This window comes from Halochromatium roseum (genome assembly GCF_016653315.1).
Taxonomy (GTDB): Bacteria; Pseudomonadota; Gammaproteobacteria; order Chromatiales; family Chromatiaceae; genus Lamprobacter; species Lamprobacter roseus.
Window position 1 is genome coordinate 38,929 of sequence record NZ_NHSH01000006.1, and the last position, 21,708, is coordinate 60,636.

At 61.0% G+C, this 21,708-nt stretch carries 19 protein-coding genes; 9 read left to right on the plus strand and 10 right to left on the minus strand.

Annotated elements, in window-relative coordinates; genetic code table 11:
- The first annotated feature begins 3 nt into the window (after window positions 1-3).
- The gene (locus CCR96_RS00405; protein WP_201215065.1) at window positions 4-1,476 is read left to right on the plus strand and encodes an NAD(P)/FAD-dependent oxidoreductase; all 1,473 of its coding nucleotides are present in this window, start codon (window positions 4-6) and stop codon (window positions 1,474-1,476) included.
- Window positions 1,477-1,510: 34 nt separating this feature from the next.
- The gene (locus CCR96_RS00410) at window positions 1,511-1,711 is read left to right on the plus strand and encodes a hypothetical protein (RefSeq protein WP_201215066.1); all 201 of its coding nucleotides are present in this window, start codon (window positions 1,511-1,513) and stop codon (window positions 1,709-1,711) included.
- Window positions 1,712-1,909: 198 nt separating this feature from the next.
- Here the strand turns inward: CCR96_RS00410 and CCR96_RS00415 are convergent, their stop codons facing one another.
- The 3 genes from CCR96_RS00415 to soeA form a co-directional block, all read right to left on the minus strand.
- A complete protein-coding gene (locus CCR96_RS00415; protein ID WP_201215067.1) occupies window positions 1,910-2,890 on the minus strand; it encodes a dimethyl sulfoxide reductase anchor subunit family protein in 981 nt (326 codons plus the stop codon).
- 87 nt (window positions 2,891-2,977) lie between these two features.
- A complete protein-coding gene (gene soeB, locus CCR96_RS00420; RefSeq protein ID WP_201215068.1) occupies window positions 2,978-3,700 on the minus strand; it encodes a sulfite dehydrogenase subunit SoeB in 723 nt (240 codons plus the stop codon).
- Window positions 3,701-3,834: 134 nt separating this feature from the next.
- Window positions 3,835-6,741 carry a sulfite dehydrogenase subunit SoeA gene (gene soeA, locus CCR96_RS00425; RefSeq protein WP_201215069.1) on the minus strand — a complete coding sequence of 969 codons (2,907 nt, stop codon included), beginning with the start codon at window positions 6,739-6,741 and terminating at the stop codon, window positions 3,835-3,837.
- Between the two features lie 443 nt (window positions 6,742-7,184).
- On the opposite strand from soeA, the gene CCR96_RS00430 reads away from it, so the two are divergent.
- The 3 genes from CCR96_RS00430 (at window position 7,185) to CCR96_RS00440 (ending at window position 9,796) form a co-directional block, all read left to right on the plus strand.
- On the plus strand, window positions 7,185-8,888 hold the full coding sequence (locus tag CCR96_RS00430) for an FAD-dependent oxidoreductase (RefSeq protein WP_201215070.1): 1,704 nt from the start codon (window positions 7,185-7,187) through the stop codon (window positions 8,886-8,888).
- 134 nt (window positions 8,889-9,022) lie between these two features.
- Window positions 9,023-9,385 carry a hypothetical protein gene (locus CCR96_RS00435; RefSeq protein ID WP_201215071.1) on the plus strand — a complete coding sequence of 121 codons (363 nt, stop codon included), beginning with the start codon at window positions 9,023-9,025 and terminating at the stop codon, window positions 9,383-9,385.
- Window positions 9,386-9,424: 39 nt separating this feature from the next.
- Complete coding sequence (locus CCR96_RS00440; protein ID WP_201215072.1) at window positions 9,425-9,796, plus strand: hypothetical protein; 372 nt, start codon at window positions 9,425-9,427, stop codon at window positions 9,794-9,796.
- 77 nt (window positions 9,797-9,873) lie between these two features.
- Here CCR96_RS00440 and CCR96_RS00445 read toward each other — a convergent pair whose 3' ends face one another.
- From CCR96_RS00445 to CCR96_RS00470, 6 genes are all read right to left on the minus strand, one after another.
- A complete protein-coding gene (locus tag CCR96_RS00445) occupies window positions 9,874-10,050 on the minus strand; it encodes a hypothetical protein (RefSeq protein WP_201215073.1) in 177 nt (58 codons plus the stop codon).
- Between the two features lie 373 nt (window positions 10,051-10,423).
- On the minus strand, window positions 10,424-11,314 hold the full coding sequence (locus CCR96_RS00450) for an Rpn family recombination-promoting nuclease/putative transposase (RefSeq protein ID WP_201215074.1): 891 nt from the start codon (window positions 11,312-11,314) through the stop codon (window positions 10,424-10,426).
- An 86-nt stretch (window positions 11,315-11,400) separates the two neighbouring features.
- Window positions 11,401-12,972 (minus strand): vWA domain-containing protein, encoded by a 1,572-nt coding sequence (locus CCR96_RS00455; RefSeq protein WP_242518260.1) that lies wholly within the window; start codon window positions 12,970-12,972, stop codon window positions 11,401-11,403.
- 36 nt (window positions 12,973-13,008) lie between these two features.
- Window positions 13,009-14,103 carry an AAA family ATPase gene (locus CCR96_RS00460; RefSeq protein ID WP_201215075.1) on the minus strand — a complete coding sequence of 365 codons (1,095 nt, stop codon included), beginning with the start codon at window positions 14,101-14,103 and terminating at the stop codon, window positions 13,009-13,011.
- Window positions 14,100-15,164 carry a hypothetical protein gene (locus tag CCR96_RS00465; protein ID WP_201215076.1) on the minus strand — a complete coding sequence of 355 codons (1,065 nt, stop codon included), beginning with the start codon at window positions 15,162-15,164 and terminating at the stop codon, window positions 14,100-14,102. The genes CCR96_RS00460 and CCR96_RS00465 overlap by 4 nt, the downstream gene beginning before the upstream one ends.
- 175 nt (window positions 15,165-15,339) lie before the next feature.
- Complete coding sequence (locus CCR96_RS00470; protein WP_201215077.1) at window positions 15,340-16,218, minus strand: trypsin-like serine protease; 879 nt, start codon at window positions 16,216-16,218, stop codon at window positions 15,340-15,342.
- 275 nt (window positions 16,219-16,493) lie between these two features.
- Here CCR96_RS00470 and CCR96_RS00475 point away from each other — a divergent pair, with 275 nt between their 5' ends.
- The 4 genes from CCR96_RS00475 (at window position 16,494) to CCR96_RS00490 (ending at window position 21,176) form a co-directional block, all read left to right on the plus strand.
- Window positions 16,494-16,940: a hypothetical protein gene (locus CCR96_RS00475; RefSeq protein ID WP_201215151.1), complete on the plus strand. Its 447-nt coding sequence runs from the start codon at window positions 16,494-16,496 to the stop codon at window positions 16,938-16,940.
- Between the two features lie 2 nt (window positions 16,941-16,942).
- The gene (locus tag CCR96_RS00480) at window positions 16,943-18,163 is read left to right on the plus strand and encodes a hypothetical protein (protein ID WP_338035785.1); all 1,221 of its coding nucleotides are present in this window, start codon (window positions 16,943-16,945) and stop codon (window positions 18,161-18,163) included.
- Between the two features lie 21 nt (window positions 18,164-18,184).
- A complete protein-coding gene (locus tag CCR96_RS00485) occupies window positions 18,185-20,635 on the plus strand; it encodes a bifunctional diguanylate cyclase/phosphodiesterase (RefSeq protein WP_201215078.1) in 2,451 nt (816 codons plus the stop codon).
- A gap of 61 nt (window positions 20,636-20,696) precedes the next feature.
- A complete protein-coding gene (locus CCR96_RS00490; protein WP_201215079.1) occupies window positions 20,697-21,176 on the plus strand; it encodes a chemotaxis protein CheD in 480 nt (159 codons plus the stop codon).
- A gap of 44 nt (window positions 21,177-21,220) precedes the next feature.
- Here CCR96_RS00490 and CCR96_RS00495 read toward each other — a convergent pair whose 3' ends face one another.
- Window positions 21,221-21,667 carry a DUF29 domain-containing protein gene (locus tag CCR96_RS00495; protein WP_201215080.1) on the minus strand — a complete coding sequence of 149 codons (447 nt, stop codon included), beginning with the start codon at window positions 21,665-21,667 and terminating at the stop codon, window positions 21,221-21,223.
- Between the last annotated feature and the right edge of the window lie 41 nt (window positions 21,668-21,708).

Genomic DNA, 21,708 nt, shown 5'->3' on the forward strand with positions numbered 1-21,708 from the left:
AACATGTCACGCATCGTCATCCTCGGCGCGGGCATCTCGGGCCACACCACCGCACGCTGGCTCGGAAAATGGCTTGGCGAAAAACAACAGGCAGGTCAGCATGAGATCGTCGTCGTCTCGCCGAACGAGAAATGGAACTGGATCCCATCCAATATCTGGGTTGGCGTCGGCGAGATGACCGAAAAACAGGTGACCTTCCCGCTCGCGCCGATCTACAAAAAGATGGGCGTGACCTTCAAGCAGGCCAAGGCGATCTCGATCCATCCAGAAGGCGGTGAGGGCAGCGAATCGCCTTATGTGACCTTCGAATACACCGAGGCCGCGCGCGCCGGTCAGACCGAAACCATGACCTACGATTACTTGGTCAACGCCACCGGCCCCAAGCTGAACTTTGGCGCCACGCCTGGGCTGGGTCCGGACGCGGGCTACACCACGTCGGTCTGCACCCCGGGCCACGCGCTGCATGCCAATGAAGAGCTGCAAGCGAACATCGCCGCGATGAAACGCGGTGAGACCCGTACCTTTGTCGTCGGCACCGGTCACGGCATGTGCACCTGTCAGGGCGCCGCCTTCGAGTACATCTACAACATCGAGCACATGTTCCGCGACAAAGGGGTGCGCGACAAAGCACGCATCATCTGGATCAGCAACGAATACGAGCTTGGCGATTTCGGCATGGGTGGCGTGCACATCAAGCGCGGCGGCTATATCACCAATGGCAAGGTGTTTGCCGAGTCACTGATGGTCGAGCGTGGCATGGAGTGGATCGTGCGTGCGGCAGTGAAGCGCGTCGAACCGGGTAAGCTCTATTACGAACTCCTCGACGGCACCGAGCACGAGCTGGAGTTCGACTTTGCGATGCTGATCCCGCCTTTCGCCGGTCAGCCGCTCAAGGCCTATGGCAAGGACGGCAGCGACATCAGCAGCGAGGTGTTCGCACCCAATGGCTTTATGAAGGTTGACGGCGACTACAGGCCGAAGCCCTACGAAGAATGGAGCAAGGCCGACTGGCCAAAGACCTATCAGACGCCGAAGTACAAGAATGTCTTCGCCATCGGCATCGCCTTTGCCCCGCCGCATTTGATCAGCAAGCCGATGCAGAGTCCCAACGGCACGCCGATCAACCCGACTCCACCACGCACCGGCATGCCAGCGGCGACCATTGGCAAGGCGGTGGCCGCGAATATCTGCGATATGCTCGGCGGCGCAGCGGAGCCGACCCACACCGCATCGATGGCTGAGATGGGCGCGGCCTGTGTCGCCTCGACCGGCATGCACATCTTTACCGGCTCCGCCGCCACCATGACCGTGTATCCGGTGGTACCGGATTACGAGACCTACCCCGAATACGGTCGTGACATCAATCTGACCTTTGGCGAGGTCGGCCTTGCCGGGCACTGGCTGAAGTACATCCTCCATCATGTCTTCATCTACCAAGCCAAGCTCAGGCCGGGCTGGTCACTGTTGCCGCACTGATACCCGGAGCCACGCAATCCAAGAGGAGCAGTCCATGACCACCAACGCAACCAGCCAGCCTGGCGCCGAAAGCTCAACGACGCCAAAGAACAAGGAACCGTATCAGCAGGCCTACTATCCGCCGGTGCCGACCGGCTTCACACGCTTCATGCGCAGCAACCTGATTTGGCAGTTCTGGCGATTTATCGCCATCAATATCAAGATGTTCAAGCTGATGCTGAGCTCACATCACTGAAGCAGCAGAGCAACGGTGAGTCACGCCCTATCTTCTACTTCCCGATAATCGCCTTACAGGAGCGCTCAAATCGGGAAGACGTTGCCGTTGCGCACTCTGATCTGCTGACCACGAAAAAGGCCCGAACATGGTCATGTTCGGGCCTTCATTTCTTACCGTTATCCCCAAATTATCCCGAAATGATCCCCAGACCAACGTCTAGGAGATCTGCTGGTAGTACAGATTCTGCGGATGCTCGGCCTCGGCGAAGAAATACCAGCGCTCAGCGATGAGTCCGATGTACTGAACCACGAAGGCCAGGATTGGCAGTGTCGGCGACGCCAGCGCATAGGCGAGCAGCACCAAGGCGATGGGCAGTGGGAAGACCAACACCATGAACATGACGCGAATCAGCTTTAGGGTCTCTGGGCTCTGATGATGGAAAAATTCGCGGGTGTTGAACGAGTCTGCTGAAAAGCCCTGCGACTTCTGCACGATCCCCCGGTGACGAATTCCAATCGCCGTCTGCAGATTGCTCCGATGCTTGATCGATGCATTCCGCATCAACGAAGCGGTTCGCGTGCCAAGACCGAGCAAGGTCGCAATGACCGCCCAAGTGCCAAAGAAGCCGACCAGATGGTTGCCGAGCAGCGCCGAATAAGCGGCGGCGAGCATGAATCCGGAGGCGGTGCCTAGGAAGATGAAGTTCACAATAGTATAGGGCGAATGCCATTCCTGCAGGAACTTAACGCTGGCATAGATCATTCCGGTGCTGACGAACAGCGCCAGCGTGACGAGCACGCCGAGCATACCGAGGACAAAGGTCGCATCGATGGGCAGTGTCCCTTCCCCCAGCACGATGAACGGCTGCGTCCAGCCGGCCCAATGGAAGACGCCGTAGAGGAAGACGATACCCATCATTGCTGGCAGCACGATCACCTCGCGCGAGAGCCAAGAGGTACGCCACATCGCAGCCGCCCGCCACGCCCGCTCGGGGCGTCCGAGGTGAAAGAACGACGCCGCGAGCCCACCGACCAGCAAGGCCAGCGACAGGGCGCTACCGACCGCATAGAACGAGGCCGGCTGTGGCTCGACCAATTCAACGGTCGAATAGAACTGGCCGGTGAACAGGGCCAAGAAGAGGCCCTGACCCGCGCCGATGAGCGTGGTCAAAAAGATGACAGAGAAAGCTGGATGCATCGGAAATAGCCTGATCGAGGTTCAGATGAGGAGGAAGCAGCGCGTTGCTACCAGATGACATTTACCAGAGACATCTACCAGAGATATCTACCAGGTCACGTCTTCCATGGTCTCTTCACCCTGGTAGACAGTGATGTCTTCCTTGGTGAGCGGATTATCGGAGCGCTGCAGGTCTTCCTCGGTCACATGCATGTGCGTCTTCTGACGTGGCAGATAATGGTTGGCAGGATTGGTGCCCCACTCCGGCATCAGCGCATAGCCGCCACGTTCACGGATCGCGACCGAGACCTCGGAATCCGGATCATGCACATCGCCATAAAGCCGCGCATTGGTCGGGCAGGCGATCACACAGGCCGGCTTGCGCTCAGCCTCAGGAAGCGTGTGATCGGTGATGCGATCGATGCATAGCGTGCACTTCTTCATCACCTTCTGCTGCTCGTCCAGCTCACGCACACCATAGGGGCAGGCCCAAGAGCAGTATTTACAGCCGATGCACTTGTCATAGTCGACCAGCACCACGCCGTTGTCCTCACGCTTATAGGAGGCGCCGGTTGGGCAGACAGGGACGCAAGGCGGATCTTCGCAATGCAGGCAGCTCTTTGGAAAGTGCACCGTTTCGGTACTGGGGAAGCTGCCGACCTCGTAGGTCTGCACCCGGTTGAAGAAGGTGCCGGTCGGATTAGCGTCGTAAGGATTCTCATCCACCATCGGGCCAGCCCAGCCCGAGGTATTCCATTGTTTACAGGAGGTCACGCAGGCATGGCAGCCAACGCAGACGTTCAGATCGATAACGAGGGCAAGTTGAGTCATGGGTCTATCGCGGGTAATGCTGGCCCGGAGGCATTGGGCTCGGTGGACGCGCTGGCCAAGGTTCGAACAGGCCGACTGCGCTCCGAGCTTGATCGAGCAACCACGGCCGGCGACTCAGCGCCGGCCGCTGCTGGTTATTTACGGCCAAAGAGACCAGCCACATAGGCCTGCCAACGCACCCTCGGCCGTGACAGCTGGCCCGGCAGCGACTTCATTGGCGGGAACTGTGGCTCGGTGATCTTCGGCTCCTGCGCATTGGCCTTATAGATGCGCACACGCGTATCGAACCAGGCGGCCTGTCCGGTGAGCGGATCGGAATTGGACAAGATCTGTTTGCCGTCGCTGCTGACCACAGGCAGTTCTTCGCTGATGATGTGGTTGAGCAGGAAGCCCTTCTTCGACTCATCAGCCCTGTCGCTCAAACCCCAGGCGCCAGTGGCCTTACCGATGGCGTTCCAAGTCCAGACCGTACTCGGCTCGACCGCCTCGGAGTAGCGACACATGCACTTGACCTTACCGAGATGCGACTCGACCCAGATCCAGTCACCGTCCTGAATATCCAAGGCGATCGCCATCTTTGGGTTCACGAACAGGTAATTATGACTGTGAATCTGACGTAGCCAGGCGTTCTGACTATCCCAGCTGTGGTACATCGCCATCGGTCGTTGGGTCAGCGCCGTGAGCGGGAAGCGCTTGGTATCGACACGCTGCGCCTCGAGGCTGTCGTAGTAGAACGGCAGCGGATCGAAGAAGGTCTCGATGCGCTCCCGATAGCGCTCCGGGGGCTGCCGACCGGGCCACTTACCCTGCGCCGCGGCGCGGAATCGCTGCAGGATCTCGGAGTAGATGTGGATGGTGATCGGCTCGGCCCACTTGGTCATGCCATGCGCGCGCGCCCAGTGCAGGTAACCCTTGTTCCAGTTGCGCATGTACTGGTAGCTGCGTGGCAGCTCATGGTGGAACACGCAATGGTTGGCCGCGTACTGCTCCCATTGATTCGGATTCGGCTCGCCCTTCAGCGACTTGTCGCCGTGCTTGCCGCGATACCCGGCGAGGAAGCCGATCCCCGAGCCGGGGGAAGTCTCGTAGTTAACGACGAAGTCGGGGTAGTTCTTATATTTGGCCGTGCCATCGGCATTGGTGAAAGCCGGTAGACCAAGACGGGCGCCCAGTTCGATGATCACATCTTGGAACGGCCGGCACTCCCCTTTTGGCGGCAACACCGGCAGGCGCACCGAGTCGACGGGGCCGTCAAACTCAGAGATCGGTCGATCCAGCATCGAGAGCACATCGTGGCGCTCGAGATAGGTCGTATCCGGCAGCACCAGGTCGGCAAAGGCGACGGTCTCTGAGGCGTAGGTGTCACAGACCACCAGGAACGGGATCTTGTACTCGCCGTTCTCGTCCTGGTCGGTCAGCATCTTGCGCGTCTCGACCGTGTTCATCGACGAGTTCCAGGCCATATTGGCCATGAACAGGAACAGCGTGTCGATGGGATAGGGGTCACCACGCCAGGCGTTCGTGATGACGTTGTGCATCAGGCCATGAGCAGCGAGCGGATACTCCCAGGAGAAGGCCTTGTCGATGCGTACCGGCTCGCCATCATCGTCGACGAAGAGATCCTCGGGCTTGCCCGGCCAACCCAGCGGCAGGCCATCGAGCGGCGTATTCGGCTGCACTGCATCCGGGCTGTTCGGTGGCTTCGGGCAGGGCGGAATCGGCCGCGGGAACGGCGCCTTGTGGCGGAATCCACCGGGACGGTCGATGGTGCCGAGCACCGTCATCAGGATGCTCAACGCACGGATGGTCTGGAAGCCGTTCGAATGCGCCGCCAGGCCGCGCATCGCATGGAAGGCGACCGGATTGCCGGTGACCCGGTCGTGCTCCTTGTCCCAAACGTCAGTCCAGTTGATTGGCAGCTCGATCTTATGATCGCGCGCCATCACGCCCATCTCATGCGCCAGCCGGCGGATGGTTGCGGCCGGAATCCCGGTGATGCTCTCGGCCCATTCCGGCGTATAGTCGTCGACGCGCTCCTTGAGCAGTTGGAACGAGGTCTTCACCGGCGTTCCATCTGGCATGGTATAGCCGCCGAGCAGGCGCGGATCAGCGCCCTCGCTATGGGTCAGCACCGGCCCGGTATTGCGATCCCACCACAGCTTATCCTGCGGATCGGTACAACCACGGGTGACCTCAATGGTCTCGTCACGGACGAACATGCCGTGGTCATCGCGCTCGGGGTCATCAATCACCAGCTCAGCGGCATTGGTGTACTGGATCAGGAAGTCACGGTCGAACAGGCCAAGCTTGAGGATCTCATGGGTCAAGGCGAGAAAGAGCGCGCCATCGGTGCCGGGCTTGATCGGCACCCATTCATCCGCAATCGCGCCATAGCCGGAGCGTACCGGGTTGATGGCGATGAAGCGCCCGCCCTCGCGCTTGAACTTCGAGAGCGCCATCTTCATCGGGTTCGAGTGATGGTCCTCGGCAGTACCGATCATGATGAACAGCTTGGCGTGATCAAGGTCAGGCCCGCCGAACTCCCAGAACGAGCCGCCGATCGAGTAGATCATGCCGGTGGCCATGTTGACCGAGCAGAAGCCGCCGTGCGCGGCGTAGTTCGGGGTGCCGAACTGCTTGGCGAACATGCCGGTCAGGGCCTGCATCTGATCGCGGCCGGTGAAGAGCGCGAACTTCTTTGGGTCCGTCGCGCGCAGCTTGCCAAGGCGCTCGCTGAGCATGGTCATCGCCTCGTCCCAGGAGATCTCCTCGAACGCAGAGGTACCGCGCTTGGCATTGGCCTTGCGGCGCAAGGGCTTGGTCAGCCGCGCCGGCGAGACCTGCTTCATGATCCCAGACGAGCCCTTGGCACAGAGAATGCCCTTGTTCAGCGGGTGGTCCGGGTTGCCTTCGATGTAGCGGACCTGACCATCGCGCAGGTGCACGCGAATGCCGCAGCGACAGGCGCACATATAGCAGGTGGTCTCCTTAACCTCGGTCTGGCCAATCTCGGCATCGTGTTGCACAGCAGGGTCTTTCATGGGCTTGTCGTTCGTCTGGCCTCTGGGGAATGTCGATACATTCTAATATTTGCGCAGCGTAAATGGGTAAGCGCAGAGAACAAAAACAACGTTTTATTGATTGAGGTAATCTCCGCGCGCCTTCGCGGGGTCGCCAACCTCAAGGGCTGCCCGAGAACGCGCAGGACTTGTCACTGATCAAAGGCTTACACCAAAACATGCCAAGCCTTGATGGTTATCAGCGCCAAGCCTGAGGTCGCTACTCAGACTCAATGCTTGAGGGTTTCCCCAGCGGGTGTTCCTAACGCCTGGACGTGACGCGAGCGGCCACGACAGGGGAAGTGCGGTATCAGCGGCCGACCACTCCGGTCCGTAGAGCCCGCATGAGCATCCACTGCTGTTCCTGGCGTTCGGTCGGAGCAAGCCCTGCCGCTCATTGATTCGACTCCCAAAGGAACCACAGCATGTCATCGCAACCCACCCGCATCGTCGTCATCGGCGGCTCCGCCGCTGGTCCCAAGGCCGCCGCCAAGGCTCGGCGCCTGGATGAATTCGCCGAGATCACCCTGGTCCAGCGCGAGCAGGATCTGTCGATGGCCTCCTGCGGCTTCCCCTACTACGTCGGCGGCACCTTCGATGATCGCAACCTGCTCATCTGCACCGCTGCCGGCACCGTGCGCGATCCCAATTTCTACGGCAAGGCCAAGGGCATCGAGGCCCTGGTGCTGACCGAGGCCCTGCGCATCGACCGCGAGGCGAAGACCGTCACCGTCAAGCATCTGCCGACCGAGACCGAGCGCACCCTGCACTACGATCGGCTGGTGATCGCCACCGGCGCCCGCCCGGTCTGCCCGAATGCCCCAGGGTTCGATCTCGAGGGCGTGCAGACCCTGCACACCATGGGCGATGCCGATGCGCTGCGCGCGGTGCGCGACACCCAGGGTGTCGACAAGGCGGTGGTGGTCGGTGGCGGTCTGATCGGCTTCGAGGTCTGCGAGGCGCTGCGCTTGGCTGGCATCGATACCACGGTGATCGAAAAGACCGATCAGATCCTGCCGTTCCTCGATCCCGACCTGGCCAAGCTGGTCGAGAACCATATCCGCGCCCATGGCCCGGACATCATCGTCGGCAACGGCGTCGCCGAATTCCTCGGCGACAACGGCAAGCTCAGTGGCGTGAAGCTCGACAATGGCACCGAGCTGCCCTGTCAGTTGGCGGTGGTCGCGGTCGGGGTGCGCCCGAATATCGACCTGGCCTTGCTTGCCGGGTTGGAGATCGGCGATCAGGGCGGCATCCGCGTCAATGAACGCATGCAGACCTCGGACCCAGACATCTACGCGGTCGGCGACTGCGTCGAGTGCAAATCCTTGGTCAGCGGACACTGGATGCGCGCGCCCTATGGCGATCTGGCCAACCTGCAGGGCCGCGTCGCCGGGCAGAACATCATCGAGGAAAACAGCGCCAGCTTCCCCGGCATCACCCAGACCGGCATCTGCAAGATCTTCGATTTCACCGTCGGCTTCACCGGCCTCTCGGCGCAGGCGGCGAAGGCGGCCGGCTTCGAGGATATCGAGTCCGCGACCATCGCCGGGCTCGACATCCCGGTGTTCATGGGTGGCAAGCTGTTGATCAGCAAGCTGGTGGCCGAGCGCGAGAGCGGCCGCATCATCGGCTATCAGTGCATCGGCCCCGGCGATGTCAGCAAGCGGGTCGCGACCATGGCGATGGCGATCCGCGGCCGCTTCACGGTCGACGATATGGTCAACGCCGACCTGCCCTATGCCCCGCCCTACTCGCTGGCGCTGGATCACACCATCATCGCCGCCCATGTCATGGAGAACAAGCTCAAGGGGCGAATGCGGGGGCTCTCGGTCACCGAGGTCAAGCAGCGTGTCGACCAAGGCGCCGACTGTTTCATCCTGGACACCCGCAATCCGGAGGAGTACGAGGCGATGCGGCTCGGCATCGGCGAGACCCTGATCCCGCTTGGTGCCTTGCGGGGTCGGCTGAACGAACTGCCAGAGGATAAGGACCGCGAGATCATCCTCTACTGCAAGATCTCGCTACGCGGCTACGAAGGCGCGGCGATCCTGCGGCAGCACGGCTGGCGCAACGTCAAGGTGATGGAAGGCGGGATCATGGCCTGGCCCTACGCGCGGGAGAAGTGACCAGCGGGTCACTCTTGACCCTCGGGGTGACCATTGATCACCCGTTCAACACAGGAGTCACCATCGGCATTGGTCGCCGTCCCCGACCAGTGCCATCATGCTGTGATTCCGAAACCCAACCGGACAGACGCCAGATGGAATTCTTTGCCACCGCCCGATGCAGCTTCACCCCTGATCACCTCCAAGACCAGGTCACCGGTCCACGACTGGCAGAACTCTGCGCGTCGATCGACCGGGTGCTGCAGTGGTCGGATGCGCAGGATGCTGGCGAGATCTACTGCCTCTGGGGGCAGTTCGCCGTGCGCCGCGAGCGCATCCGCGACGGACTGCGCTTCACCCTGCCCGGCTGTCCGAATGCGCTGGCCTGGACGATCACCGAAGACCCCGAAGGTACGCTGATCCACTGCACCATCAACCGCAGCGAGCATGATCCGGATTTCATCGCGTCGATCGAGGAGTTCGTCGCTGATTGGGCGCAGGGTCTGCAGCGGTTGTGATCAGACGCACGCAAGACCCAACGATGTTGGGAGGACATGATGGCACAATTGATCCATGGTGATTTAGCGGCCAAGACACCCGCTGAGTTTGAGTATCGCGGATTACGCGGCACACCTTATTGCGTGATCTATTGTAATAGAGCACTCAAGAAAGATCGACTCTACCTGCTCGACACCAGGGAAAAGTTATACTACCCCATTGCTGAATGGGATGAAAATGACAGGGATGCATGGAAGAAATGGTATGAATTTCTTCTCGGCATCAATAACAAGATTGGAGAAGAAAGGGGGCGCATGAAGGATCAAGGTTATTCCTGGTCAGACCTCGACAAAGTCGAACAAATAGTTGCGGATGAAGATAAGATGATCAAGAACCTGCAAGACGATTCCTGGTCCGTACTCGCCAATTGACTGATCGCTTTTGCTCGCTGTGGAGCTAGAGGTCGCTGTATCGCAGAAAGACGACGAGCACCCATCCAAACGAACGCTCAGGAGGAAAACGGATTCAGGAGCTTGACGCCGCTCAAAGTGAAATTGGCTGTGTTGCGGGTGACCAAAGTCAGGTCGTTGTGGTCGATGCTGAGCCAGATGTCGTCCGAGAGGGCGAGCAAGTCATCCCGCGTCTGCTCCAACTGCTCGAGAATGCTGCGAATGCGATCCATCATCGGTCACCTCGTCCGGTTTGAAGACCCCCCTGCTCAGCGAGCGCGCCGGCCAAGCAAACCTTGATTTCTCGTGGCTCAGGTTCTAGCCTCTCCTCTGGCTAGGGACGAAATTCGGCTTCATGCCGTGTGGTACGCGGGTTTCGATCCGCAGACCCTATATCCCCGGCCCCCTCAACTTCTTCTCCAAGGCATCCAAAGTCAGCGGCTAAGCCTTGCGCTAGAACGCCCCGCATCGCCCATCGTGGAGCTGATCCAGCTCGCGAATCTCACCGATCTGATGCGAGACTCACCTGATACTAGGTCAGCATCAGGTACGGTCCTACCGACGTTCGTCGAAACACAGTAGCGCCCAAGGGTCGTAGGCAGTTGGCTATCAATCGGCTTTCGGCCCACGCAGTTGAGCCTTGAGCCGCTCGATCTCGGCTAACGCATCCTCTTTGGCGGCACGCTCCTGCTCTGCGGTTGCCTGCGCCTGCTCTGCGGTTGCCTGCGCCTGCTCTACAGCCGCCTGCGCATGTTGCAAACGAAGCCGCGCCTGTTCGATCTCAGCTCGCCGGTCGTCGAGTTCTTCTTGGATACTGGCCTGCTGGCGCAGGTAGTTCTGTCGCGCCTGATAGGCATGGTAGGCGCGGTCTTTCTCGGAAAAGCCTTCTAGGGTACTCATGGCTTGCTCCATCTCAGGGGTCTGCATCCAGGGCGGTAGCGCGTCGGTGTCGAGCTTATCGCCGTCTTTGAAGAACTTCAGCCACCGCTCCTGCTCATTTTGGACCAGGTCGGCATGGAACTTGTTCAGTTCCGCCAGCCAGATTCCGCCATGGGCAACGAGACAATGCCCATTGGCATCGCGCAGGCGGAAGTCGTGCAGGTAGACGTCATTGTCGGGGAGCAAGTCCTCTGCCAGCAGCCAGATCGCATAGGTGGGCTTAAGCTTGGTATAGGGTTCGCCGCTGCTCAACTGGGAGCTGTAGAGATCGGCCCAGCCATAGCTGATACGCGCCGGCAAGTCGCGATAGATCAGCAGTTGGATCTCGATCTGGTAGAGCTGCCCGGAGTCGTCGCGGGCCTTGACATCGACGATGCTGAGCTTGTCGTCGAGAAATTCGCGCTCGTTGTAGGGGTTGAGGATCTCGACCGAAGTGATCGGGGCCGGCAGTTCCGAGCCGAGTATGGCGTTGAGGAAGTGGATCAACAACGCACGGTTGGTCTCGGCGCCGAGCAGGGCCTTGAAGACGCAGTCGATCTTGGGGTCGATAGGGTGGCGCATGCTGGGGAGTCTAGCAGAAGGACGACGAGCACCCATCCGGCCGAACGCTCAGGATTGACGCAGCTGCGCATCAATACCGCGTAGTGCTATTCGAGAACCAGCTTCCGCCCAAACGGATGCCGGGCATTCGCGTTGACAGCCGGCACGGTCCAGATCACCGGATAACTGGGCTTGTAGTCCGCTGGGCCATCGAGATCGGTGAGGAACAGGGCGATATCCGGGGCGTGGCGCTCGGCCTCGCGTAGCAGCGGGCTGAAGTCGGTGCCACCACCGCCCTCAAAGGCCAGTTCGCGCAGGTTGGAGCGGCCAGGCTCGAACTGGGCGACGCCGGTCACGCGATCATCGCCAGCGATGATCGTGAGTCCTGCCTCAAGGCGGCGGCTGATGGCCTCGATCTCGCGCGCGAAGCGCTCGAGCAACGACGGATCGATGGAGCCAGAGAGGTCGACCATGACCACCAACCGCGGCACTGCACGCGAGGCGGTGCGGCCTGGCTCCCAGGGCAGACGCTGTCCGCTGGCAGTGCGCCCCTGATTGGCCAGATAGGAGCGCGACGGACGCGACCAGGATTGATCCGGCGTGCGCGCCAGACCGCGGGTAAGCAGCGTGCGCAGCAGGTGCTCCCAAGGCGTGCGCACTTTTGGCAGGTCGGCGATCAGCTCCCGCAGCATGGAGTGGGCGCCGTCGCCGGCGTGGGCGCGGATCAGCCGCTCGCGCCATTCGCGCGCCTGTTCAGCCTCTTGCTCGGGACGTAGATCATCGTCGGCAGGTAGCAGATCACGTGGCGTCTCGGCCCCGAGCCAGCGCGCGCGGCTAGCGCGCGGACCGTCCTCGCGCGCAGCACTCGGCGCCGCATTCAACTCAGTCTCGAGCTGCTGACCAGCGCGGCCACTACGCTGGCCACTGTTGCCGTCTCGCCGGCGGTTGCTACGGTTCTGATCGCCGGTACCCGCTTGCAAGCGCGGACGTCGGTCATCAATGGCACGGTAGAGCCGCTCGAGATCCCATTCGAGCAGCGCCGCAGCAGGACGCTGCTCGCGATGCAGGATGCTGGAGATCAGCCCTTCGAGCATGACTGCATTGCGCGGCAGCTCGAGCCAGGGCAGATGTCCGAGGGTGCTGTTGACGATGGCATCAGCGCAGAGATTGAAGAGCTGCGGATCAACATCGCCGATCAGGCGCGCCAGTGCCCGCTCGCGTTGCGCGTGCTGCAGCGCGACATGGAGCACCTGATGCGCGACTTGGCCGATCTGCAGCGGCAGGCTGAGCGCATCAAAGGCTGGGGTGTAGAAGATGGTGCGGCCATCATTGGCGACCATGGCCGTTAGACCGGCCTCGGCCTCAACCGCCTCGCGCTCATTCAGCCGGCTGCGAGAGCTATCCTCAGTCACCCCGCTGCGAGAAGCATCAGCCTCAGGTGCTCCGCCGCGAGAGGTACCTTCAGCCGCCCAGCCGCGAGAGGCTCCTTCATTCGCCGCGCTGCGAGCGCGATGCTGAGTGTTGGCTAGACCTTCTAGACCCACACCCTGCTGCTGCCCCGGGAGCACATCGACATCCTGATGACGAACCCAGAGCGCGAGTCCACCGGTCGAAGGTGCGTACTCGACCATCTTCTGGATCGCGCGGGTACCGCGATGGGTATGAAGGGAGGCTTGCATCGACGGGGATACGGCTGAGTGCAGACGACTCGCAGACTAGCCACTGAGCCCAGCCTGCTCGCGCGCTTCGCTGTAGCGCCGATAAGCGGGACTCTCGAGCACCGCGCCTTCAAGCCCGGTCTCGAGCGCGCGCTCCAACAGCAGTTCCATTGCCAAGGTCTGCGCCTCACGGATCGGCAGCGGCTCGCGGGCTGGCGCATCCGGTAACTGCTCGATGATGGCCAGTGCACGGGCCATGCGTTCCGGGTCGCTCGCCGCCGCCAGCAGCGCATAGATCATGCCGTAGAGCGCATCCAGGTTGGTCGGCAACAGCGCCGCGGTAGCCTCGCCCGGCTCGGCCTCGAGCAGCGCGACGACGTCGACGCCGGCTTGGATCTCCTTGAGCACGCCAAACAGCTCGGCGGCATTGGCGGCGCCGATGCGACCCTGCACGAAGACCCGCTTGGCCTGTTCGGAGAGACCAGAGCGCAACACGTTGGAGATGTCCTCCCAACCGCGCGGGCTGGCACCGATCAGGTGGTCATTGGCGAGCTGCGTCTGGGTATCGTCGAGCTTGTCCGGGCGCACCTTCAGATAGGCCATCACCTCAGGCGCAAAGCCCTGGGCAACGGCATAGCTGAGGAAGGCATCGATCACGGTCTGGACATTGAAATGGAACATCCGATCCGCCAACGCGGTACCCATGTCATGACTAACGGCACCGTGGAAACTGGCATTGCCGGCCGCCACCAGCTGCCAGCCATCCGGCAACCGGTAATGACCCACACGCCGATCTAGGATCAGCGAGTAGGCCGAGATCTGCAGCCGCTGATCGGCCGCGGTCAGCTCATCGAGAAACAGGATGCCTTCGGGCTGATCGGCGCTCGGCAGGAACTCGGGTGGAAACCAGACCGTTTTGGCCTGGGTCTCGTCGGCATAGATGGCGCCGCGGATATCGACCGGCTCGATGGTGGTGAGGCGTAGATCGATCAGCGGGACGCCGAAGTGGTCGGCGACCTGACGCACGATCGATGACTTGCCGACACCGCGCGTGCCCCAGAGCATCGAGGCACGCTGGCGTAGTACCGGATCAGCATATTGTTCGATGAGCGCCTGCTTGGCCGCAGCAATCGAGACCGGCGGGATATTCATCCGGCTTCAACACCTTGCACGGAGCGACCCTTTAAGTGCCCTTTGCCGTCATCGATCATCCAGTCGCGACCAACCAAACGGCGCGGCATGGGTGGAATCTCGATCACCGGCAGCTCACGCATCATGAAGATACCGATCAGCAACATCGGTGGCGCATGGAAGATGAGCATGCGCGCGACTGAAGCCTGCTCAAGCGTGAATAGCTGGACCAAGGGCGCCGAGCCGAGCAGACCGATACCGATGAGCAATGGGATCGCGCGCTGGAAGGTGGCGCGCCAGCGCGCCCTCTGCCAGCGGGCATGAAAATCGGCCGGATCACTGCGTAGGGTCTTGGCAAGATGGCTGACGGCCTGCGACAGCTTGGACTCGGCATCCCGCGTTCGTGCCGGCTCATCGGCAGCAATGCGCAGGCTGCCGCGCCAGAATTTGCCGAGCGGGCGCAGCGGACGCCAATCCCAACCCAATACCGCAAACAGATCGGCCGGCACTTGCAGACGCTGCCCGGCCTCGGCGTCCAACTCGATGTCAGCTGGCATCTTGCGTCCGGTCTTGGCGTTCAGGGTCAACACCGTCCCCTCGACTCGCGCCTCTGCAGTGGTCAACTGCAAACGCCAATAGGCGGGCCGCTGCTCGCTCGCCGCCACCGGCTGCAGCCGATAGCTTCGAGCAATGTGCACCCCTTCAACGGCGATGATCTGCCGCTCGACCGCGATCGCCTCGACCTGCTCCAACAGCAGCCCAGCATCGGTCCCCTCGATCTCGAGCGTCGAACTGAGCCCGGAGTCATCGGTAAGGGTCCGACACAAGCGGAAAAGGTCGTCTTCAGGGTGCTCAAGGACCAGGCTTTCGGTCAGCGCTTCGCCCGCAAGTGGCAGGTTGGGATGGCTGACGGGCTTAAAGTTGAGCCGGCGCAGAGCACGATCGCTCGCAGCGAGATCGACCTGGCAACCCCGGCGGCTGAACGGCGCAACCAGTTCGAGAATCTGATGATGGGTCAGCGGAATCGGTCCGGTAGACTCGGCTTCGACCGCAGCGGGCGGGGTGACGACAATACGAACCATAATGACAAGCTCGATCCAGATGAGGTTGCAGGATGATGACGATACACGGCTTCAGCATCAACGGCATCCCCGCCTCATCCATGAAAATGCTGTGGATTTGAAGTGCAAATTTGCACGTCAAATTTGCACGTCAAATTTGCACGTCAAAATAGATTCAGGAAAGCCTCGAGATCGCTCATGGCCAAGCCTCCCAACCTGCCAAAGGCGCCAGGTTCACGGCCATATTCGAGCGCGCCCCATGCCGGGCATTGAGCCCATAGACGACGCTGTGGATGCCGACCACGCGGCCCTGATAGAGCACGGGGCCACCGGAATCGCCTGGACAGAGTGAGGGCGCCTGCTCCGACTTCTGACCGGCTTCGGTATAGAAGTTGACCGCATCGACCCGAATCACCCGCGTCCAGCCCGAACGGCGCGCGGCCGCTGCTCGGTTACCGACTCGACGCAGATCGGCGCAGCCAAAGCCGACCAGCTCGACCTCTGCGCCCGCTGCTAGCGGTGTGAAATCGACTTCGGCAACGGGGATCTCCGGGGTGGCTGTGCGCAGCCGAATCAAGGCGATGTCAGGATAGCGCTCAGCGAAGTGGTAACGCATGCGCAATCCCTGCTCAAGCTGTTCGGTCGGTAGCGCCGACGCCATGCTGCTCAGCTCAGCGAGACGCTGCCGACGATAATCGACTAGCTTTGCCAATCCCTCTCGGTACGCATCCGGCAACAGGATGTCGTCAACGACGGCAATCATCGCGCCCTTGTCGCTCAGCTGTTGCGGGGCATTGTCGAGCGAGATCTCGGCAGCGTGTCGAAACGCCGACATCAGCTCGCCGCTGCGCGCATTCACCACGCAATGCGCGGCGGTCAGCAGCGTCTGCGGACCGATTTTCACGGCGCTACAGATGAACCGTTGATCAGCACGGAGACTCAACACTTCGGGATGACGCTGCACGCTGTCCTCGCTTCCGCCGCTCAACGCCAAGGCAGTGCTGGCGATCAGCAGCCAAGGGCCGAGTCCGAAGCGTGCGAGACGCAAGCGCCTTCTTGGATTATGGATTGGCATCCGCGGTCATCATGAAAGCTGATTGCACGCCACAGGCTTGCGCACCATCGCCACTCCTCAGTAAAGTGCATACCAGTCCAGGGTTAAAAGAGATGCCGGCATGCAGCCCCTTGCGAAGGGCCGTCTGATTGCAGGCGAAATGCGCGCTTCAGCCCTTACTGAGTCGGAGCTGCTAGGATGTACCCCAGCCAGTGCGGTTAAAGGATTTCTCAAACACTCCCAACGGGGTGCGGCGTGCGCGTTGTCGGTCATTAGCACCCTGGACGGCGCGCACCGTGACTCCGTTCCCCCGCATGCAGTGGCCGCAGGTCAGCGCCCTGATCTCAGCCCTATGCTTCAGCCTTTCTGCGCTGAGCTTGGCACAGGCGCAGCAGATCATCGTCAACGATGATGTCACGATCAGCGACATTGATCGTAATCGTGCACGACTGATCTTCACCATGCGGATCAACCAATGGTCCGATCAACTGCCGGTCGCCGTCTTCGTCCTCCCCGACGACGCCCCACTGCACCAGGCCTTCGCCAAAAGCGCCCTCGGGGTCTTCCCGTACCAGCTCAGACAGACCTGGGACCGCCAAGTCTTCTCTGGCACCGGCCAGGCACCACTCCAGGTTGCCAACGAAGCAGAAATGGTCCAACGCGTTCGTCAAACACCAGGCGCCATCGGCTATGTTGGCCAGCCACTGAGCCTGCCCGGGATCAAGGTCGTCGAGGTCAAATAGTCGTGGACTTACGCAGCGTTCTCACAACCTGGATCTTGCTGCTCGCGGTCGGCAGCAGTATCGCCGACAATTTCACAGAGTCAAATGCGGATCAACGACTTGCCGATCAACTGCAGCTGCATGGGTTCGCCAGCCAGGGGGCGCTCAAAACCTCAGCCAACCGGTTCTACGGCGACAGTCCAAACACCTCGTTCGACTTCACCGAGATCGGCTTGAATGCGTCTTGGCGCCTGAATCCACGGCTCAGGCTGGCGGGACAGCTGCTCTACCGACGAGCCGGCGAGATGAGTGACGACGAGCCACAGGTCGATTTCCTACTCGCGGATATCACCCTAGCCAGCGGCGATAGCTACCGTGTTGGAACCCGGATCGGCCGCATCAAGAACCGCCTTGGCCTGTATAACGAAACCCGCGATGTGCCTTTCACTCACCCCGGCATCTTCTTGCCACAGGTGGTCTATTTCGACAAGGTCCGCAACCTAATATTGTCCGCGGACGGTATCCTCGCCTATACCGATCTCTACCAACCCTTCGGCCTCTTTTCGGCGAGTCTGGCGAGCGGATTGCCCGTGGTCGATACGAATGTTGAAACGGCGTATTTGTTCGGCGACCTGCCCGGTGGTCTCGAGCCGGACGAGAACAGCTGGCTAGCCAGCCTCTGGTATTACTCACAGAACGAACGCTTGAAGCTCGGCTGGAGCGGCGCCGCCGTCTCGCTGAAGTTCGACCCCCAGCAAGGCGGCCCACTGCCGATCGGACCGGGCACGGTCGACATCCTCTACTGGATTGCATCCGCGCAGTACAACACCGAGCGCTGGAGTTTCACCACCGAGTACATGGCCGAGCCCATGCGGTGGCGGGACTTCGGACCCCTGCGCCCGGATCGAGACGCCACCGCCGAAGGGTACTATGCGCAAGTCACCCATCGACCGCTGCCCAAGTGGCAGCTGATGCTACGCTATGAAGAAGGTTTCGCCGATCGCGCCGATCGCGATGGCCTCAAACTCGAACAGCAGACCTTCGGCCTGATACCGGCAAAGGCAACCTCATCGCGCATTCTCACGCTCGGGTTGCGCTGGGATCTCAATCAACAATGGATGCTCAAGACCGAGTATCAGCGCCACATCGGTAACTTCATCCTGTCTGAGATCGAGAACCCCGACTTCGGCAGCTTTGACAAACACTGGGATCTGTTTGCGATTCAAGCCGCATTCAGGTTTTGAGCAAGTCGGCTGGAGGCCATTTTGCACAAGCCATTCGCAACCGACACCAGTGCTGAGCACCGACCCTTCTTCGGCCTCGGTTGGAAGGTGTTCATCGGCATCAGTGTTGCACTGGCGATCGTCATTCTGTCGCTGACGCTTTACTCCCACAAGGTCTTGGTTGACCAGTTCGAACGCAGCCAAGCCTACCTTCGCCACCGCCAGACCGAGCACTTCGCTAGCCTGATCGCAGATCGCTTTCAACAGATGGCGCGGGTGGCCAGCATGGTGCCGCGCCTCGAATCCCCAGCCATCGACAGCTCGGCGACAGATCATCTTCGCGACGCGCTTCAGGTCGATGGCACCCTGCTCGACCTCGAGTGGGATATTCGTTCAGTGCACTGGATCAAGATCGGTGGCACATCGCTCACCCTCTGGCCCTCGGAGGGGTTACCGCTGCCAGCGTCTTTGCTGCGCGAGGTACAGCAGAATCCAGAACAGATCAGCGAGCACATCCTCTGTAGTGAAGATGCCTGTCGCCAATACTTGGCCTCCCCGGTGCTATGGAACGGCGAAACCGCCGGCAGCCTGGTACTCGGGCGGACCATCGCAAGCATCCTGCTGGCGTTCCGCGAGCTGACCGATTCAGATCTTGCCATCGCACGGCCGGTTGACATTACTGAATCCAGTACAGCCTCAGCGCCCCCCCCGCTGCAATTCTTCGGAGCGACGCAGGCCGAGCAAGTCTTGCCCTTGCTGCAATCAATCCCGACCGCCGCCTTACTCGCCAGCAACGCTCAGGCACCCTTGGCCATCCCGCTCGGAGGCGACTGGTATGAGGTCTTTCGGATCGATCCTGCGGACAGCGAACTGCTCGGTTTTGTCATCAACCGGATCACTGATGCGCGGCGCAGCATCAGCCAGATGTCGCGCAATAGCCTGCTGATCGGCCTGCTCGGTCTGCTCGTGGCCGAGGCGCTGCTACTGCTCATCATGCGCCGCCCCATCAACCGCATTCGCACCCTATCGCGGCTGCTGCCCTTGCTGGCAGAGAACCGTTTCGAGGCCCTCGCTGATCAACTCCAGAGCGCCCAGAGCCCGACCGGTCTGCGCGACGAGATTGACGAAACCATCGCCGTTGCACTGCGTTTGAACCAGCGCATGGCGCAGATGCAGGCCGAGCGCGAGACGGCACAAGACGAGCTGCGCTGGCTTGCCGATCACGACCCACTCACGGCGTTGCTCAATCGTCGGCGCTTCGACCAGGAGCTGTCCAAGCTCATCGAACACAGCAAGCGCAACCAGGGCCGCGGCGCCCTGATCTTCATCGACCTGGATAATTTTAAGGACGTCAACGATACCAGCGGACATCAGATCGGCGACCGCTTACTCAAGCGGATCGGCAAACGGCTGACCGCCTGTCTCAGCGCGGACGACAAGATCGGCCGCTTCGGCGGTGACGAGTTTGCGGTGCTCGTCGCCACGGCCACGCAGGAACAGGTGCTGAATCTGGCCGAGCAGCTCCAAGAACGCATCCACACAACCAGGGTGCAAGCCACAGGTCACCGACACCAGGTCTCTGCCAGCATCGGCATCGTGCTCTTCCCCGATCATGGCAACGACCCTCAAACGCTCATGGCCAATGCCGACTTGGCCATGTATCAAGCCAAGGCGCAGCATCGTCAACGCTGCCACCTCTACTCCAATCAAGACACCGCCCGCGCCGCGGCGAACGCGCGCGTGCTGTGGAATCGAGAGATGACCGAGGCGATTAAGGTCGGTCGGCTGCGGCTGTTCTACCAACCACTGATGGCACTGCCAGAGCGAACGATCTGGCGCGCCGAAGGCCTGTTGCGCATGTACCTTGCCGATGGGCGGCTCGCAACCCCAAATGAATTCATCCCTATTGCTGAGCGCAGCGGGCTCATCAACGCCATCGATCGCTGGGTCATGGCCGAGGCGATTCGCGTCCTGACCAAGCATCCTCACCTGTCGTTGAGCATTAACCTGTCCGCAAAGGCACTGGCCGACACCTCGATCGAGGCCGAACTCGCGCGCTTACTGCGCAGCTCGCAGATCGATCCGCAACGGCTCACGCTCGAAATCACCGAGACGGTTGCCATCGATAGCATCAGCGCCGCGGTAGAGCGGATCAAGCGCATGCGCGCCCTCGGCTGCCACTTTGCATTAGATGACTTCGGTAGCGGCTTTGCCTCTTACGCCTACCTGAAGCAGCTGCCGGTGGATGACGTAAAGATCGACGGCAGTTTTATCCGCGACTTGGATCGAAACGCAGAAGATCGCATCTTCGTGCAGGCGACGACCGAGATGGCGCACGCGATGGGCAAGAAAGTGGTCGCAGAGTTCGTTGAGTCAGCAGCCATCCTTGAGGTGCTCCTCGAGCTCGGCGTCGATTTCGCACAAGGCTATTTCATCGGCCGCCCAGCGCCGGAGCCGCCGGCTACCGCGCAAACAGTGAAAGCAAACAGTTAAAGCGCTGGCAGGATAGCCAGTCTCGCGCAAACACCGATGAACCACATGAGGAGCAATCAGCATGGAGCGCGTCTATCTGTTACCCGGCGAATACCATGTCGCCCAAACGCCGTGCGAGCTTGCCACCCTGCTGGGAAGCTGCGTTGGGGTCTGTTTGCGCCATATCGACAAACCCTACGCCGCCATGAACCACTTTCTGCTGGCCAGGGCGCGTCCTGAAGACATCGACATCGGTCGTTATGGCGACCGCGCCACGACCGCGATTATTCACCTCATGCGCCGGCTCGACCCGACCGAAGGCGTGCTACGCGCGCAGCTCTTCGGCGGCGCCCAGGTCATCGATTGTCTCGCGCCAAATGGCGACATCGGCCGCGCCAATATCGCGGTTGCTCGGCAGATCCTCGCGGCGCATCACATCCCAATTGAAGCAGAAGATGTCGGCGGCACCCGTGGCCGTCGCATCTCCTTCAATACTGCCACCGGACAGATCAGGGTTCAGATGCTCCAGACCGCGGCCGAGTTTGTCGCCGCCAATCGTTGAGCCGTCCTCAACAGCCGACTGATCAGCGTTCAGCGAACCGTTGATCAGCCGGCGCTAGGACCAGGCCAGAACTCCTGATCGAAGAGCGCTTGTGCCTGATAAGGACAGTCTGCGGGAAAGCTGGACTGAGGGAGTCCGGTTTCGAAGCTCGCGAGATCGACAGCATCGGTATAGGCGTCGAGGATTTCCGCATCGACAAAACGCTTGAGACTCGGGCTATCCTTAAGCAGCTTCGCGAGATCCTTGCGTTGCACCCGGATGATGCCCGCCCAGCTCGATGAGCGCTGATCCGGCTGATATTGCCACTTGAGGAGATGACCAATCAAGATGCGCAGCCGCCGATAGAACTCTCGACGCTCGTTGCCCATTTCCTGCTCCAAGGCCTCGGCCAGCTGCTCAATGTCGAGATCCTGTATTCGCCCCGCCTTCAACAAGCGGCTTTGTTGCTCGAGCCAGCCATATCGATCAGGTGTTCGTACTGGTTCATTCATAGGCCTTAGCTTGCATAGGGCTTAGCTCGCGCAGGGATCGC